14 protein-coding genes, 4 tRNA genes and 1 other RNA gene are annotated in these 16,416 nt (G+C 71.4%); 10 read left to right on the top strand and 9 right to left on the bottom strand.

The genetic code is table 11. The annotated features are described in order from the left end of the window. Positions 1-216: 216 nt before the first annotated feature. Complete coding sequence (locus OOK34_RS11220; RefSeq protein WP_267033706.1) at positions 217-1,296, top strand: kelch repeat-containing protein; 1,080 nt, start codon at positions 217-219, stop codon at positions 1,294-1,296. Positions 1,297-1,681: 385 nt separating this feature from the next. Here the strand turns inward: OOK34_RS11220 and OOK34_RS11215 are convergent, their stop codons facing one another. After that, a complete protein-coding gene (locus OOK34_RS11215; protein ID WP_267033705.1) occupies positions 1,682-2,434 on the bottom strand; it encodes a hypothetical protein in 753 nt (250 codons plus the stop codon). Positions 2,435-2,437: 3 nt separating this feature from the next. Further along, entirely contained in the window at positions 2,438-2,671 is a 234-nt protein-coding gene (locus tag OOK34_RS11210; RefSeq protein WP_267033704.1) for a hypothetical protein, read from the bottom strand. Between the two features lie 498 nt (positions 2,672-3,169). On the opposite strand from OOK34_RS11210, the gene OOK34_RS11205 reads away from it, so the two are divergent. Both OOK34_RS11205 and OOK34_RS11200 read left to right on the top strand, forming a co-directional pair. Further along, complete coding sequence (locus OOK34_RS11205; protein WP_267033703.1) at positions 3,170-3,445, top strand: hypothetical protein; 276 nt, start codon at positions 3,170-3,172, stop codon at positions 3,443-3,445. Continuing rightward, a complete protein-coding gene (locus OOK34_RS11200; RefSeq protein ID WP_267033702.1) occupies positions 3,442-3,870 on the top strand; it encodes a type II toxin-antitoxin system VapC family toxin in 429 nt (142 codons plus the stop codon). The genes OOK34_RS11205 and OOK34_RS11200 overlap by 4 nt, the downstream gene beginning before the upstream one ends. Positions 3,871-4,000: 130 nt before the next feature. On the opposite strand, the gene OOK34_RS11195 is transcribed toward OOK34_RS11200, so the two are convergent. Next, positions 4,001-4,088: transfer RNA gene (locus OOK34_RS11195), tRNA-Ser, on the bottom strand. A gap of 151 nt (positions 4,089-4,239) precedes the next feature. On the opposite strand from OOK34_RS11195, the gene ffs reads away from it, so the two are divergent. From ffs to OOK34_RS11165, 6 genes are all read left to right on the top strand, one after another. After that, an RNA gene (ffs, locus tag OOK34_RS11190) (signal recognition particle sRNA small type) lies at positions 4,240-4,338 on the top strand. A 54-nt stretch (positions 4,339-4,392) separates the two neighbouring features. Further along, on the top strand, positions 4,393-6,777 hold the full coding sequence (locus OOK34_RS11185) for a DNA polymerase III subunit gamma and tau (RefSeq protein WP_267033701.1): 2,385 nt from the start codon (positions 4,393-4,395) through the stop codon (positions 6,775-6,777). 60 nt (positions 6,778-6,837) lie between these two features. Then, positions 6,838-8,091, top strand: coding sequence for a phosphoribosylamine--glycine ligase (gene purD / locus OOK34_RS11180; RefSeq protein WP_267033700.1), 1,254 nt, complete (start codon positions 6,838-6,840; stop codon positions 8,089-8,091). 297 nt (positions 8,092-8,388) lie between these two features. Then, entirely contained in the window at positions 8,389-10,149 is a 1,761-nt protein-coding gene (locus tag OOK34_RS11175) for a hypothetical protein (protein WP_267033699.1), read from the top strand. 245 nt (positions 10,150-10,394) lie between these two features. Beyond that, positions 10,395-11,870, top strand: a complete 1,476-nt coding sequence (locus OOK34_RS11170; RefSeq protein ID WP_267033698.1) for a N,N-dimethylformamidase beta subunit family domain-containing protein — start codon at positions 10,395-10,397, stop codon at positions 11,868-11,870. Between the two features lie 76 nt (positions 11,871-11,946). Further along, the gene (locus OOK34_RS11165; RefSeq protein WP_267033697.1) at positions 11,947-12,879 is read left to right on the top strand and encodes a phosphoribosylaminoimidazolesuccinocarboxamide synthase; all 933 of its coding nucleotides are present in this window, start codon (positions 11,947-11,949) and stop codon (positions 12,877-12,879) included. 45 nt (positions 12,880-12,924) lie between these two features. On the opposite strand, the gene OOK34_RS11160 is transcribed toward OOK34_RS11165, so the two are convergent. The 6 genes from OOK34_RS11160 to OOK34_RS11135 form a co-directional block, all read right to left on the bottom strand. Then, a tRNA-Gly gene (locus OOK34_RS11160) sits at positions 12,925-12,997 on the bottom strand. 24 nt (positions 12,998-13,021) lie between these two features. Next, positions 13,022-13,633, bottom strand: coding sequence for a response regulator transcription factor (locus OOK34_RS11155; RefSeq protein ID WP_267033696.1), 612 nt, complete (start codon positions 13,631-13,633; stop codon positions 13,022-13,024). Then, positions 13,630-14,862: a sensor histidine kinase gene (locus OOK34_RS11150; RefSeq protein ID WP_267033695.1), complete on the bottom strand. Its 1,233-nt coding sequence runs from the start codon at positions 14,860-14,862 to the stop codon at positions 13,630-13,632. Before OOK34_RS11150 ends, OOK34_RS11155 begins: the two co-directional genes overlap by 4 nt. A gap of 348 nt (positions 14,863-15,210) precedes the next feature. Then, positions 15,211-15,283, bottom strand: a tRNA-Gly gene (locus tag OOK34_RS11145). Positions 15,284-15,363: 80 nt separating this feature from the next. Further along, positions 15,364-15,435: transfer RNA gene (locus OOK34_RS11140), tRNA-Gly, on the bottom strand. 87 nt (positions 15,436-15,522) lie between these two features. Continuing rightward, positions 15,523-15,840, bottom strand: coding sequence for an Lsr2 family protein (locus OOK34_RS11135; protein WP_267033694.1), 318 nt, complete (start codon positions 15,838-15,840; stop codon positions 15,523-15,525). 322 nt (positions 15,841-16,162) lie between these two features. Between OOK34_RS11135 and purS the strand changes: the two genes are divergently transcribed. Further along, positions 16,163-16,414: a phosphoribosylformylglycinamidine synthase subunit PurS gene (purS, locus tag OOK34_RS11130; RefSeq protein WP_008740952.1), complete on the top strand. Its 252-nt coding sequence runs from the start codon at positions 16,163-16,165 to the stop codon at positions 16,412-16,414. Positions 16,415-16,416: the final 2 nt, after the last annotated feature.

Raw genomic sequence — 16,416 nt, 5'->3', positions numbered from 1 at the left:
AGTGGCCAGTCAGTCACAACGCGTTGCTGCGGCGTGCCAGGAAAGAGGCATTCGATGCGAAGTCACCAGTCAGGCCTGCCGAGAGCAATCCTCGGGATCTTGTCCCCGCACCGCCGAGCCAGCCGGATTCCGGCGCCCGCACCGGCATCCACGCCGGCCGACCGACCGCTGCCGCGTCGGCGGTCACGGTGGCTCGCGGCCGTTGCGCTGGCGCCCGTGCTGGCTCTGACGGCCACCGCCGCGCACGCCCAGGGCGCCTGGCTGACGCTGCCCGATCTGCCCACCGCCCGCTACGGTCCTGCCGGAGCGACCGCGCCATGCCCTGAAGGGATCGAAGGGATCGAAGGGCTCAGGGGAACCTGCGTATACGCCATCGGCGGCCGGATCGGCTCCGAAGCACAGAGCGTGGTGGAGGCTTACAGCCCCTCCACGAAGACATGGAAGGAGCTCCCCGGTCTGCCCACCGCCCGCTACGCCCCCACGGCGGCGACCGCGCCCTGCCCCAGGAACGTCGAAGGGCTCAAGGGGATCTGCGTGTACGCCATCGGCGGCCGGATCGGCGCCGATGACGTGAGCACGGTCGAGGCCTACAGCCCGGCCACGAACAAGTGGAAGGCGCTGCCGGCCCTGCCCACCGCCCGCAGCTTCGCGGCGGCGGCGACCGCGCCCTGCCCCGAGGGCGTCGAAGGGCTGAGGGGAATCTGCGTGTACGCGGTGGGCGGCGGCTTCGCGGACACCGTGACGGCGTACAGTCCGGCCACGAACACGTGGCAGACGCTGCCATCTCTGAGCACCCCCCGCGACGCCCCAGCCGCGGCGACCGCTCCTTGTCCCAGGGGCGTGGAAGGACTCAAGGGCACCTGCGTGTACGCCACGGGCGGCTTCAACATCAACACCGAGGAGGTTCTGAACTCGGTGGAGGCCTACAGTCCGGCGACGAACACGTGGCGGACGCTGCCCTCTCTGGGCACCCCCCGCGTCGCCCACGCGGGGGCGAGTGCTCCCTGCCCCGAGAGCGTCGAAGGGCTGAAGGGAATCTGCCTGTACGCCGTCGGCGGCTTCAACTTCACCGACGCGGTCCTGAACTCGGTGGAGGCCTACAGTCCGGCCACGAACACGTGGCAGACGCTGCCTTCCCTGCCCACCGCCCGGTTCGAGCTGGCGGGTGCGAGCGCTCCCTGCCCCAAGGACAACCGAGGGCTGAACGGAACCTGCGTCTACGCTCTCGGCGGCGCAAGCGGCTTCCCCCACAACGCCCTGAGCACCGTAGAGGCCTTCGCCGTGGGACAGCGGTAGATCAACCGGCGGAGCCGGGATCGGGACTCCGAGCCCGGCTCCGCCAGGCTCGGGCCGGCGGGCCCGTAGAGCGGAACTGCAACCAAAACTGCAACCAGGGAACGCGAAGAGCTCCTCCGGCCAGGAAACGGACCGTGGCCGGACCTCGGCCATTCCGGCACTGGGCTCAAGGATGGCCCATTCGGTGGGTATGGACGTCTCGCAGGGCGAAAGACCCCCGCCCACGGATGACGTCGAGCCGCGGCCGCGCCCTGCCCACCCTGACGGCGGGCGGGTTCGGCAGAGTGACAGGTCCTCCACCGAGCGAGGTCCGGGGAGGAGGCGTCCTCCCGATTGGCGCGACTACGCGTGCCAGGCGGAAACCATCGAGACGCTCATCGATTTTCTATTCTCCGCCGACATGCGAAGCTCCATTCTCCACATCGTCGGGATGTACGATGGAGTCCTGGATTCCCAAGATGCGCATAAGTGACTTGACCGACACTACTCGGCTGTTACCAATCCAGAGAACCCTGAAGGGGAGGGAGCCCTTCCCGGCCATCTTCGATGCTTGCGATTCCGAAAGGCCGACAATATTGGCCGCCACGCTGAAACTGATGTGTTGCGGCAAGAGATCGGAAAATCGATAGTAAAGATTCTTCCCGTCTACCCATGATCGTCCCATCTGGGCGGGAGTAACGGCGGGAGCTTCTGCCTCATCACGGCAACCGCTGCGAAGTTTGGCATGGAGAATCTTGACGTGGCTCATGGCTCCCATTCGTTGCAGTAGGGCCCCCGTGCACTCGCCGCGAATTCTCTCGTCGGCATCCGGATCCTGCACTGTGCTGGCGTCAATGATTGAGGATGCGCGCAGTGTGGAATCCTCATCACGGACAGCATCGCCAATCAGAGACTCGGCGCTTGCCGTACACGTTTCGGAGCTTCCGGCCTCCAGCAGGCCGCGAGCGCCGGTGAACGCGCGAGTCATCATGGTCGCCAGGAGTTTCTTGGATGGCATGTCACCTGCCACGGAAAGCCATGCCTCCAGGGCTCCTTCTATCATCGCAGACCTGATGTCAGAAACCTCGTAATGCCATTTTCGTGCCAGCTCTTTCGGCCATCCCCCAAAATATGGAGTCAGTAGATCCAGTAGGACCATCAGTCATTTCTCCCCCTCCCGTTGATCGCTTTCCCTCGCCAAAGTGTCCACCGATTCCCAGAGGCGCAAGCTTGCTGCGGACTTCGTTCGGCCAAGTTGAACTTTCGCGCGCAACGCCTGATAGGTGGGATGGCTCTTGATCGCGCACACTTGAACATCGCCGACATGTGTGCAGATCGGTTCCCCGCCGCAGTCACGCTGAACTCGTTCACTGATGAGAGTGAAGACATCGCGCATGTTTTTCCTCTCGCGCCACTAGGTCAGGCCCAAGGAAATAATGGGGGGTGGTAGTAAGGGGCATGCGTGGCGGCACTCGACAGGTGCCGCTCGGCCTGCGGCAGAGTGAGGTCCTCGGTCTCAGCTGACCATGTCGACCTTGCGCTAAAAGGCCTGACGGTCGACGGAGCCGGCCCCGCCACGCGCACGGCTGTGTCCGCCGCTGCGGGCGCAGTCTGGCTACTGCCTGTGCTGCGGCGAACACGGCGACAGGCGTCACGGCTCGTACTGCGTGGCGCGACTGGCTCCTGGGTTCATCGTGTGTGCCTTGTCGTCGGTGGTGACAGGGCAGGCGCTGTCGCAGGCGGACCGCGGCTGCCGGACATCGCCGACGGGCGATTCGGCGGATGCGCTCCGTCAAAGCTCGGATTCGGGTCGTTCTCGGCCTTCTCCAGGGTTGTCCGGCCTAGGGTGGTCTTCAGGCATGGGCCCGTGGACCACAGCGTGGAGGAGCCGATCATGAGCACTGCCCCGAATCTGCCGCTCCCGCCGCGCAGACCTGAGGATCCTCATCCGCTCCGGACGATCCGGGAGATCCGGGAGTCTCTGCCCGAGCAGCAACTCGGGCACTTCGATGCCGAGCTCGCCGACACCGACATCGATGCCCTGCCTGGCATGCTTCACCGCTGGGCGACCCTGGGCAGCGACGGGTTTCTCGAACGGCTTACGGCGGCCCCGTTCGAGGGGCTGGAGTTCGGGCAGCGGTCCTACGGCGACGCGGCGGACGGCGAGTGATCTATCTGCTCGACACCAATGTGGTCGCTGAGATCACCACCCGGCCGAAGCCTGCCCCGGCCGTCGTCGCCTGGGCGCGCTCGGTTCCAGCTCCTGCCCTCTACCTGAGCGTCATCACGATCGCGGAGATCGAGGTGGGCGTCCAGGGGACGCCGGATCTGGTGCGGCGTACCGCTTTCGAGCGGGCGCTCGCGGACATCCGTGATCAGTACCGCGACCGGATCGCCACCGTCGGAGAGCGGGAGGCACTCGCCTACCTCGCTCTTCACCGGAGGCTCAAGAGTGCCGGGACCAGCATCGATCCCCCCGATGCGCTCATCGCCGCCACCGCGCTGGCGAACGACTGGACGCTGGTGAGCCGCAACAGCAAGCATCTGGCGCGATCGGGCGCACTTCTGCTGAACCCTTGGGAACACGGGGGATAGGACGTCGAGGCCGAAACGTGGCGGATCGTCCGGTTGTGCGGCATGCAACTGAGACTGGAACTGAGACCACGGAACGCAGAAGGCCCCGGCCGGTTTCCCGGTCGGGGCCTTCAAGTGCCCGGTGAGGCACTGGCGGAGGATACGAGATTCGAACTCGTGAGGGGTTGCCCCCAACACGCTTTCCAAGCGTGCGCCCTAGGCCACTAGGCGAATCCTCCGCCGCAAACAATACAAGACGTTGAGGGGTGCTCGCGAACACGATCCGGATGGGTGGTCCGGAGCGGGTCCCGATCGGGTCCGGACGCGGATCCGATCGGCGGGCGGATCCGGACCGGGTCGATTCCCGGGGCCTGTATCGGCTAGGGTGGGGCCAGCCCCTCACGTGGCGCTATCTCACCCAACTCCCCCAGGGCCGGAAGGCAGCAAGGGTAAGTGGGCTCTGGCGGGTGCGTGGGGGGCGCTTTGCGTTCCGGGGGCGGCGGCGGGCCGCTGTTGTCGGTGGGCCCGGATAACCTCGTATACGTGTCGTCCCTTGCGCTGTACCGCCGCTATCGCCCCGAGTCGTTCGCCGAGGTCATCGGGCAGGAGCATGTCACTGCCCCGCTGATGCAGGCCCTGCGGAACAACCGGGTCAACCACGCGTACCTGTTCAGCGGGCCGCGAGGCTGTGGAAAGACGACCAGCGCGCGGATTCTGGCCAGGTGCCTGAACTGCGAGCAGGGCCCCACGCCCGACCCCTGCGGGGAGTGCCAGTCCTGCCAGGACCTGGCCAGGAACGGGCCGGGGTCGATCGACGTCATCGAGATCGACGCCGCCTCGCACGGTGGTGTGGACGATGCCCGTGACCTGCGCGAAAAGGCGTTCTTCGGGCCCGCTTCGAGCCGCTACAAGATCTACATCATCGATGAGGCCCACATGGTCACCTCGGCGGGCTTCAACGCCCTGCTGAAGGTGGTCGAGGAGCCGCCGGAGCACCTCAAGTTCATCTTCGCGACGACCGAGCCCGAGAAGGTCATCGGGACGATCCGGTCCAGGACGCACCACTACCCCTTCCGGCTCGTGCCGCCCGGGACGCTGCGCGACTACCTCGGCGAGGTCTGCGGACGCGAGGGCGCCAAGGTCGAGGACGGCGTGCTGCCGCTCGTCGTGCGCGCCGGTGCCGGCTCCGTGCGTGACTCCATGTCCGTCATGGACCAGCTGCTCGCCGGGGCGGCTGATGACGGTGTGACGTATGCCATGGCGACCTCGCTCCTCGGCTACACCGAAGGCTCGCTGCTCGACTCCGTCGTGGACGCTTTCGCGGCCGGGGACGGCGCCGCCGCCTTCGAGGTCGTGGACCGGGTGGTGGAGGGCGGGAACGATCCCCGCCGCTTCGTGGCCGACCTGCTGGAGCGGCTGCGCGACCTGGTGATCCTGGCCGCCGTGCCCGACGCCGGGGAGAAGGGGCTCATCGACGCCCCCGCCGATGTCGTGGAGCGGATGCAGGCCCAGGCCTCCGTCTTCGGCGCCGCCGAGCTGTCGCGCGCCGCCGACCTGGTCAACGCCGGGCTGACCGAGATGCGCGGTGCGACCTCGCCCCGGCTCCAGCTCGAGCTGATCTGCGCCCGGGTGCTGCTGCCGGCCGCCTTCGACGACGAGCGGTCCTTCCAGGCCCGGCTCGACCGGCTGGAGCGCAGCGGCCCGCCCGCCGGCACCGGCTTCGTGGCGCCGCCCGCCGCCGCCCCCGCCCTGGGGTACGTGCCCGGGCCCGAGGCGCACGGCATGGCCCCGGCCGGGCCGGGCGGCGGGGTCGCGGCCGCGCGTGCCGCCGTACGGGGTCCCGTGCCGGAGGAGGCTCCGGCCGTGGTGGCGGCAGCCCCCGCGCCGGTGCAGGCGCCCGCGCCCGTGGCTGCGCCCGTGCCTGCTCCCGCGCCCGTGCCTGCTCCCGCACCGGCTCCGGTGCAGGCGCCCGCGCCCGCCGCGCCCGCTTCCGCGCCCGGCGCGTGGCCCGGTGCCGCGCAGCCCGGCGGTGGTGCGCCCGCGCCCGGAGCCTGGCCGGGAGCCGCCGCCCCCGCCGCGCAGGCCGCTCCCGCCGCCGGGGCGTGGCCCAGTGCCGCCGCGCCCGGCAGCGGCGCCCCGGCCCAGGCTCCCGCTCCCGCCCCGGTCGCGGCCCCCGCCGCCTCCGCCGCTCCCGCCGCGCCCTCCCCCGGCATGGCCGCCCCCGCCGCGCAGGCCGCTCCCGCCGCCGGGGCGTGGCCCAGTGCCGCCGCGCCCGGCAGCGGCGCCCCGGCCCAGGCTCCCGCTCCCGCCCCGGTCGCGGCCCCCGCCGCCTCCGCCGCTCCCGCCGCGCCCTCCCCCGGCATGGCCGCCGGCGCCGGGCAGGTCCAGGCGATGTGGCCCGGCGTCCTGGAGGCCGTCAAGAACCGCCGCCGCTTCACCTGGATCCTGCTCAGCCAGAACGCCCAGGTCGTGGGCTTCGACGGAACCACCCTCCAGCTCGGCTTCCCCAATGCCGGAGCCCGCGACAACTTCGCGAGCAGCGGCAGCGAGGACGTCCTCAAGGCGGTGCTGGCCGAGCAGTTCCAGGTCAACTGGAAGATCGACGCCGTGGTCGGCGGCGGCGGCGGACCGGCTCCGGCCGCGTCCTCCTCGTACTCCGCGCCGCCCGCCCCCGCCTACAGCCCGCCCCCGCCGGCCCAGCAGGCCCAGCAGCCTCCGGCCCCCGCGTACCAGCCGCCGCAGCAGCAGGCCCAGCAGTCGGCCCCCGCACAGCAGCCGCCCGTACGGCAGGCGCCCCCGCCGGTCGCCCCCGAGGACGACTTCGCGGAGGAGGACGATCCGGACCTCGTGGAGAGCGCCCTGACCGGACACGACCTGATCGTGCGCGAGCTCGGAGCGACCGTTGTGGAGGAATACACGAATGAGTAGCCCCTGCTGATTGGGTGGCCGCACGAAACCGGCCAGGCCGTCCGGGCTACCCTGGGCGGCGTGAAGGTCCTCGTCATCGGCGGCGGCGCCCGCGAACATGCCCTGTGCCGCTCTCTGTCCCTCGACCCCGACGTCTCCGCGCTGTACTGCGCCCCCGGCAACGCCGGCATCGCCGAGGTGGCGGAGCTGCGCCCGGTCGACGCCCTCGACGGCGCGGCGGTCGCCGCGCTCGCCACCGAACTCGGCGCCGGGCTGGTCGTCGTCGGCCCGGAGGCGCCCCTGGTCGCCGGGGTCGCCGACGCCGTCCGCGCGGCCGGCATCCCCGTCTTCGGCCCGTCCGCCGAGGCGGCCCGGCTGGAGGGCTCCAAGGCCTTCGCCAAGGACGTGATGGCCGCGGCCGGGGTCCCGACCGCGCGCAGCTACGTCTGCACCACCGCCGAGGAGGTCGACGCGGCCCTCGACGCCTTCGGCGCCCCCTACGTCGTCAAGGACGACGGCCTCGCGGCCGGCAAGGGCGTCGTGGTCACCGAGGACCGGGCCGCCGCCCGCGCCCACGCGCTGGCCTGCGAGCGGGTCGTCATCGAGGAGTACCTCGACGGCCCCGAGGTCTCCCTCTTCGCCATCACCGACGGCGTCACCGTGCTGCCCCTCCAGCCCGCGCAGGACTTCAAGCGCGCGCTCGACGGGGACCAGGGCCCCAACACCGGCGGCATGGGCGCGTACTCCCCGCTCCCGTGGGCCGACCCGAAGCTGGTCGACGAGGTCATGGAGCTGGTCCTCCAGCCGACCGTCGACGAGCTCCGCCACCGCGGCACCCCCTTCTCCGGGCTGCTCTACGCGGGCCTGGCCATCACCAGCCGCGGCACCCGGGTCATCGAGTTCAACGCCCGCTTCGGCGACCCCGAGACCCAGGTGGTCCTGGCCCGGCTGCGCACCCCGATCGCGAGCGTGTTCCTCAACGCCGCCAACGGCACCCTGGCCGCCGAACCGCCGCTCAACTGGAGCGACGAGGCGGCCGTCACGGTGGTCATCGCCTCCCACAACTACCCCGACACCCCGCGCACCGGCGACCCGATCGAGGGCCTGGACGAGGTGGCGGCCCAGGACGCGCCCGACGCGTACGTGCTGCACGCCGGGACCCGGCGCGAGGGCGACGCGGTCGTCAGCGCGGGCGGGCGGGTGCTCTCGGTGACGGCGACCGGTTCCGATCTGGCACAGGCGCGGGCGAAGGCGTATAAGGCGGCCGGGCGGATCAAGCTCGACGGCTCGCAGTACCGCACGGACATTGCGGCCAAGGCGGCCGAAGGCCGCTGACCGGCAGGGTTGTGGCGAGGCGGGCCCGGTGCGCGGAAGGCGTGCACCGGGCCCGCGCGTGCGTCCGCGCCCGTCGCGTGCGACTGCATCCAGCCGCGTTCGAACGCATCCACCTTTAGCCAAAGCCATTCCATCGGGTGATCGTCACCCGGTCTGCCTGACGTCCGCCCCCGCCCCAACTATGGTGCGGCGCAAGCATTCCGGCACATGGCCCACCGGCATTGCGATGTCAGTGGCGGGTGTCACAGTGGGGGAGTGAGCAAAGCCGCCGCAGGGCAGAGGGGGTGAGGTCCGGCCGTGTCCGGAACCGGTTCGATCGCAGAAGTGGGAGCGCCGTCCGCGCGCTCGCGCGCTCTCGCCGTGCTGCGGGTCCGCAGCAGGGCCATGGCCGCCGTGCTGCTGCCCGCAGCGCTCGCGGTGGTGCTCGTCGCCGCCCGGATGACGGGCCGGCTGGCCGGGGATCCCTGGCCGGCGGTGACCCTGGCCGTCTGCGCGGTGGCCGCGCTGGTACTGCTGGCGGGCGGGATATTCGGCGCCGTGGTGCTGCGCGCCGGCCCCGCCGTGACACCGACGGTGCCGCTGCCGGAGGCCGCCGCGCCCGACCTCTACCGGCTGGTGCGGGACCTGGCCGACCGGATGGACGTCCCGGCGCCCTCCGCGATAGCCCTGACCCCGGACTGCGACAGCTGGCTGGAGGACCGCACCCATGCGGCCCACCGCAGGGCCGCCGCGCGCACATCGGCCAGCATAGCCGGAGCCGCCGGCCCGGAGTCCGAGCCCGGCGCGGCCCCCGTGCTCGTGATCGGCTCGCCGTTCCTGTGGTGGATGCGGGTCGCCGAGCTACGGGCCGTCCTCGCGCCGGTCGTCGCCGGTACGGGCCCCTCCGCGCATCCGGACATAGCCGACGCGCGCGGCTTCGTGCGCGGACTCGACGCGGCGGTGGACGTCGGCGGCCGGCCCGGCCTGGGCTGGATCGCCCGCCCCGCCCGGCTGCTGCTGCGGCTGTGCCAGACGGACGCCACCGAGATGGAGCGCGGGGTCGCCGCGGCCGCCTCGGACCGTGCACAGGGTGTGGACTACGGGCTGCGCATCGTCGCCCAGGAGCAGGTCGGCCTCGCCTACGCGGGCTGGGACCGGCTCCTGACCCGGGTCGCGCTGCCCGCCTGGCGGATGGGCCGCTGGCCGGCCCACCTGGACGCCGGGGTGGTCTCCGCCCTGACCGAACTGTCCCGGCGGGACCGGCTGGCCGAGGGGTTCACCTCGCGGCTCGGCGAGCGCCCCGCCTGCGATCTGCTGGAGCAGCCCGGGGTGGTCGACGAGGCCGCCTCCTTGCTGGCGGCCCGCCTCTTCCACGGCGGTCCGGCCGAGGCCGGGCCGGACTGGTCGCCGGTGGACTGGGCGGCCTACCCGGACGAGGTCGTGGACCGCAAGTGGCGTACGGAGGCGGCCCGACTGCATGCCGCCCTGGACGCCCTGTCCGGCTCCGCGGGCCGTGCGGACACCTCCGCGGCCCTGGCCCCGGATCAGCCGGTTCCGGTGACGACGGGCGCGCCGTCCCCGGCCGACAGGGCCGCTCCGCGGTCCGCGTCCGGCAGCCCCGCCGCCCCGTCAGCCGCCGAGCGCTTCGGCGGGCCGACGCTGGAGCGGGTCCTCGGCCACCTCACCGACCCGGCCGGGGACGGCGCCGCCGCAGAGGCCCTCGCCGGGCGGCTCAGCGGCGACCTGGCCCGGGAGGAGCGTGCCGCCGGAGCCGGGAAGCCCCAGGCCCGCGGCGGCGCGGACACCCTGCCGCTGTTCCCCCTCCAGCCCCCGCGCAGCGGACGGGACCTGCTGGCCGACCACGTCACCGCCCTGGTCTGCTGCGCCGCCGTGGACTCGGCCGGCGCCGGCCCGGGCCTGGACTGGCTGGACGGCCCCGTCCTGCTGGTCGGCGGCGAGCGCTGCGCGGACCTCGCCCCCCGCGTGCTCTCCCTCGTCGAGGACGGGGACCCGGAGCCCCTGCGCGACTGGCTCGCGGAGCGCGGCGTACGCCCGGAAAAGCCCGTCCGCCTCGTCTGAGCCGCCCAGCCCCAGCCCGAGCCCGCACCCAGCCCAGCCCGAGCCCGCACCCAGCCCCGACCGCGCCCCCACCCGGCCCGCAGCAAAGCGGCGCCCTTCGTTCCGGTCCCGTCAATTCACGACGAACGGTGACGGAGTGAGTGCGTTATGTGATGTGCTGGGACCGGTCGCGGAAGGGTGTCCGAAAACCCGCCGCGCACCAGAGTGAGGAAAAGGCGTTCGGGGGAGCGAGGGAGGGGAGCGGTATGGGTGCGGACCAGATCCGGCGTTGGGAGTCAGGTGCGCTCGCGCACGCGGTGACCGATCCCTTCGGCCAGGGCCCACTGCCCTGGTTCCGGGGCAGCGAGCTGTACTTCGACGACACCGGCCAGGTCGTCCCCTGGTACGTGGACCCGGCCCTGGCCGCCCCCGGCCAGCACTCCCGCGGCGGCGGAGGCCCCCGCACCGCCGACGACGTCCACCGCCAGATCAAGGGCTTCGCCTCCACCGGAGCCGTCGCCCCCGGCGAGGCCATCGACTTCCACATCACCGTCGACCCGCCCCAGCAGTTCTCGGTCGACGTCTACCGGATCGGCCACTACGGCGGGGACGGCGCTTCCAAGATCACCACCAGCCCCCGGCTGTCCGGCATCGTCCAGCCGCCCCCGCTCACCGCCGACCGCACCGTCTCCTGCCACCACTGGTGGCAGTCCTGGCGGCTGCAGGTCCCCTCGTACTGGAGCATCGGCGCCTACGTCGCGGTCCTCACCACCGCCGACGGCTACCGCTCCCACATCCCCTTCACGGTCCGCGACGACCACCCCGCCGACCTCCTGCTGCTGCTCCCCGACATCACCTGGCAGGCCTACAACCTCTACCCCGAGGACGGCCGCACCGGCGCCAGCCTCTACCACGCCTGGGACGAGGAGGGCCGACTGCTCGGCGAGCGCGACGCCGCCATCACCGTCTCCTTCGACCGCCCCTACGCGGGCGCCGGCCTGCCCCTGCACGTGGGCCACGCCTACGACTTCATCCGCTGGGCCGAGCGCTACGGCTACGACCTCGCCTACGCCGACACCCGCGACCTGCACGCCGGCCGCGTCGACCCGACCCGCTACCGGGGCCTGGTCTTCCCCGGCCACGACGAGTACTGGTCCGCCCCCATGCGCCGCACCGTCGAGCGGGCCCGCGACCACGGCACCTCCCTCGTCTTCCTCTCCGCCAACACCATGTACTGGCAGGTCGAACTGTCCCCCTCGCCCTCCGGGGTCGAGGACCGGCTCCTGACCTGCCGAAAACGCCGCGGCCCCGGCCGCCCCAGCCTGTGGCGCGAGGTCGACCGCCCGGAACAGCAGCTGCTCGGCATCCAGTACGCGGGGCGGGTCCCCGAGCCCGCGCCCCTGATCGTGCGCAATGCCACGCACTGGCTCTGGGAGTCCACCGGCGCCGCCGAGAACGACGAGCTCGACGGGCTGGTGGCGGGCGAGGCCGACCGCTACTTCCCGCGCACCCAGCTCCCCGAGCACGAGGACCGGATCCTGCTCGCGCACTCCCCGTACCTCGACAGCGAGGGGGCCAAGCGCCACCAGGAGACCTCCCTGTACCGGGCCCCCAGCGGCGCCCTGGTCTTCGCGTCCGGCACCTTCGCCTGGTCCCCGGCGCTCGACCGCCCCGGGCACGTGGACGAACGCGTCCAGCGGGCTACGGCCAACCTCCTCGACCGGATCTGCAAGAGGGACTGACCGGACCCGTTGTCCCCGTTCGCGAACAGGTACGGGAGAATGGGACCGCGCTCGTACAGAACCACAGGGAGACCCCGTGTCCGGATTCGTCGAAAAGCCCGAGCCGGTTCAGGTGCCCGGCCTCGTCCACCTCCACACCGGCAAGGTCCGTGACCTCTACCGTGACGAGGACGGCCGGCTCGTCATGGTCGCCAGCGACCGCATGTCCGCCTTCGACTGGGTGCTGCCCACCGAGATCCCGGACAAGGGCCGCGTCCTGACCCAGCTCTCCCTCTGGTGGTTCGACCAGCTCGCGGACCTGGTCCCCAACCACGTCATCAGCACCGAACTGCCCGCCGGCGCCCCCGCCGACTGGGCCGGCCGCACCCTGATCTGCCAGAACCTCGACATGGTCCCCGTCGAGTGCGTGGCCCGCGGCTACCTCACCGGCTCCGGCCTCGCCGAGTACCAGCAGACCCGCACCGTCTGCGGACTCGCCCTCCCCGAGGGCCTGGTCGACGGCTCCGAGCTGCCCGCCCCGATCTTCACCCCGGCCGCCAAGGCCGAGGTCGGCGAGCACGACGAGAACGTCTCCTACGAGGAGGTCGCGCGCACCACCGGCGCCGAGACGGCGGCGCTGCTGCGCCAGACCACCCTCGCCGTGTACTCCCGGGCCCGCGACATCGCCCGCGAGCGCGGGATCATCCTGGCGGACACCAAGTTCGAGTTCGGCTTCGACAAGGACGGCAACCTGGTCGCCGCCGACGAGGTCCTCACCCCGGACTCCTCGCGCTTCTGGCCCGCCGACCTGTGGGAGCCGGGCCGCGCGCAGCCCTCCTTCGACAAGCAGTTCGTCCGCAACTGGCTGTCCTCCCCGGCCTCCGGCTGGGACCCCAAGGGCGAACTCCCGCCGCCGGCCCTCCCGCAGGAGGTCGCGGAGCAGACCTCCGCCAAGTACATCGAGGCCTACGAGCGCCTCACCGGCCAGACCTGGACCGCCGCCACCGGCACCGCAGCCACCGGCAGCTGAGAAACGACGAAGGCCCCGATCAGTGATCGGGGCCTTCGCACTCTGAGCGGACAACGCGACTCGAACGCGCGACATCCACCTTGGCAAGGTGGTGCTCTACCAACTGAGCTATGTCCGCCTGTGCGCCGTAGCGCGAGACCAACTATACCCAACCCCGCTCCCGTGCGAGACGCACCGCCGTGTGCCGGTTCTCCGCGCCCAGCTTCGTCGCCGCCGAGGACAGGTAGTTCCGTACGGTCCCCTGCGACAGCGAGGCCCGCTCCGCGATCTCCGCGATCGGCGCCCCGTCCGCCGCGAGCTCCAGCACCTCCGCCTCACGGGCCGTCAGCGGGGAGTCGCCCGCGCTGATGGCGTCGGCCGCCAACTCCGGGTCCACGTAACGCCCTCCGGCGTGCACGGTCCGGATCAGTTCGGCCAGCCGCTGCGCCGACACCGTCTTCGGCGCGAAGGCCCGCACCCCCGCCGCCAGGGCCCGCTTCAGGTGCCCGGGACGGCCGTGACTGGTCACGATCATGGTCTTGCAGTCGGGCAGTTCGGCCCGCAGCGATGTGGCCACACTCACACCGTCCGCCCCCGGCATCTGGAGATCCAGCACCGCCACATCAGGCCGGTGAGCCCGCGCCATCGCCAGTGCCTCCGGCCCGGAGGCGGCCTCGGCCACGACCACCAGATCGTCCTCCAGCCCCAGCAGCGCGGCCAGCGCCCCGCGGATCAGGTGCTCGTCGTCGGCCAGCAGTACCCGTACGGCGCTCACGCCCGCACCTCCGTTCGTCGTGTGTCCAGCGGCACCTCGGCCCGCAGCCGGAACCGGCCGCCCCCGGCCGGCCCGGCCAGCAGGGTCCCGTCCACCGCCGCGAGCCGCTCCCGCAGCCCCGCGAGCCCGGACCCGGGCGGCCCGGCGGGCGCTTCGGGCACCCCGTCGTTCTCCACCAGCAGCGTCACCGTGCCCGAAGGCCGCTGAGCCGTCAGCCGGATCAGGCAGCTGCGCGCGTCCCCGTGCCGCAGTACGTTCGTGGTCGCCTCCCGGACCACCCAGCCCAGCGCCGACTGCACCTCGCCCGGCAGCGTCCGCGCGGCGGTGGCGAACTCGACCCGGCAGTCCATCCCGGCCGCGCTCAGCACCCCGCGCGCGCCCTCCAGCTCCACCGCCAGATCGGCCTCCCGGTAGCCGCGCACCACGTCGCGCACCTCCCGCTGCGACTCGCGCGCGATCCGCTGCACCTCGATCATCTGGTCCACGGCCTCCGGGCGTTCGCGCCGCGCCAGCTGCACCGCCAGCTCGCTCTTGAGGGCGATCACCGCCAGGTTGCGGCCCATCACGTCGTGCAGGTCCCGCCCGAACCGCAGCCGCTCCTCGGCCACGGCGAGCTGCGCCTGGAGGTCGCGGGCGCGGTCGAGTTCGTGGACGATCCTCAGCAGCCAGGCGGAGAACCCGCAGGCCAGGGCCATCAGCAGGCCCGCGAAGACGACCCCGATCCCGTACGCGACCGCCACCGCGACATGGAGCCCGACGGCGAGCCCCGCGCCCACCGTGAAGACGGTGGCGCAGGGGGTGACCAGGGCCATGTGGCGGACCTTGGGCAGGCCCAGCGTCAGCGAACCCGTCGCGAAACCGACCAGGTTGATCACGAGGGTGGGGGCGAAGCTGTCGTCGGTCACCGTCCCGGACGCGCGCAGGGCCATCACCGCCACGCTGGTCCCGGCCGTCACCGCCAGCATCGCCACCATCAGCCACACCGGCCGCTCCGCCCTGGTGCCGACCACCCAGTCCAGGGTCCTGGAGGACACCACCCCGCACAGGGCGATCTGTGCCAGCAGGGGCAGTGCCAGCCAGGCGGCCACGGTCCCGCCGCCCGTGGGCGCGAGCCCGAGCAGGATCATGAAGGCCTCGATCGCCACGAAGGTGTGGAAGGACCAGCGCGTGTACAGCTCGACCTTCCCCGCACTACTGCGGTCCTTCCACCACCCGGTCAGCTTCGACACGGTCCCCGTCCCCCCGGCTCGTCCCTCTGGCCAACGTCGCGGTTCCCAGCGGAACCGCCGCTGGACAGCAAACACCGTGACGATCATCCGGGCCAGCGAGGTGAGCGCCGCCCCAGCCCTCTACCCGGATCGCTGTATTGGTGGTCATGACCCAAGGCTCGCGGCGTCCCGGCGGGGGCGACAGTGCACGCCATCACGACCCGCGATGACATTTGTCATCGGAAGTGACGTGCACCACAAAGAGGCGAATCGCGGGGCATACGACTCGCGGTGCATACGGCTGCGGTGCATACGACTGCGGTGCATACGACAAAGGCCCCGATCGATGATCGGGGCCTTTGCATTCTGAGCGGACGACGCGACTCGAACGCGCGACATCCACCTTGGCAAGGTGGTGCTCTACCAACTGAGCTACGTCCGCATGCTTCCCACGGCACAAGTGCCGTGCTCTGCGAGCATCACTCTACCTGATCCACAACCGTGATCGGTAAAGCGCTGCAGAGCGGGTGACAGGGATTGCACACTGCGCCTCCCCCCTGGAAGGGGGGTGTTCTGCTACTGAACTACACCCGCACGACTTCGGGGCCCGGCCTTTCGGCCTCGCCCCTCGGCGTGATCCACACACTAGCCGATCGGAGGGGGTGGATGGCAAATCCGGGGTCAGTGGGCTTCGTTGTAGGCGGTGTAGACGGCCTTCGGGATGCGCCCGCGCGGCGGGACGTTGTGCCCGTGGGAGCGGGCCCAGGCCCGTACGACTGCCGGGTCGGGGGCGATCGACGTCAGCTTGAAGGCCTTCCCCGAGCGGGACTGCCGGCGGCCGGCGGCCACGAAGGGCGCCAGGCCCTTCCGCAGTTTCTTTGCGTTGGCCTCATTGAGGTCGATCTCGTACGACTTACCGTCCAGGGCGAACGTGACCGTTTCCGCCGCTTCTCCGCCGTCGATGTCGTCGGAGATCGTGACTACTACGCGCTGCGCCACGGATATCGGTCCCTTCGTGCGCCCATCGCCACCCGCTGACGTGCGGTGATGTCGCCTGTGTGGATGTTTCGGTGGAATGCATCAAACCGTCGGAATCCCGGCTGTTTCCTTTGTACCGCGATTCGCATTGAATTGCGAAGCCCAGTTAATTCTCCCCGCGTGTCCCACCGCAATCCCGGGCGCGTGGTTTTCCGGTGGATTTTGCGAAGCGTTGGTGAAGCCGAAACGGCGCGCGCATCGCTGCGCCCGGATATCTACCCGCGTAGAAATTTCTGGCGGGTACGCTGAGGGAACCGCCTTCGCACCAACCACCTCATCGGGAGTGCCAGTGGCACGCGTCGTAGTCGACGTCATGCTCAAGCCGGAGATCCTCGACCCCCAGGGCCAGGCGGTGCAGCGTGCACTGCCGCGCCTGGGCTTCGAAGGGATCGCCGACGTCCGCCAGGGGAAGCGCTTCGAACTGGAAGTGGAGGGCCCGGTCGACCAGGCCGCCCTCGACCGCATCCACAAGATGGCCGAAACGTTCCTCGCCAACACCGTCATCGAAGACTTCACCGTGAAGGTCGAGGCCTGACG

Source organism: Streptomyces sp. NBC_00091, assembly GCF_026343185.1.
Taxonomy (GTDB): Bacteria; Actinomycetota; Actinomycetes; order Streptomycetales; family Streptomycetaceae; genus Streptomyces.
The sequence above is the reverse complement of the archived record's forward strand: the minus strand, read 5'-3'. Positions and strand labels throughout refer to the sequence as shown.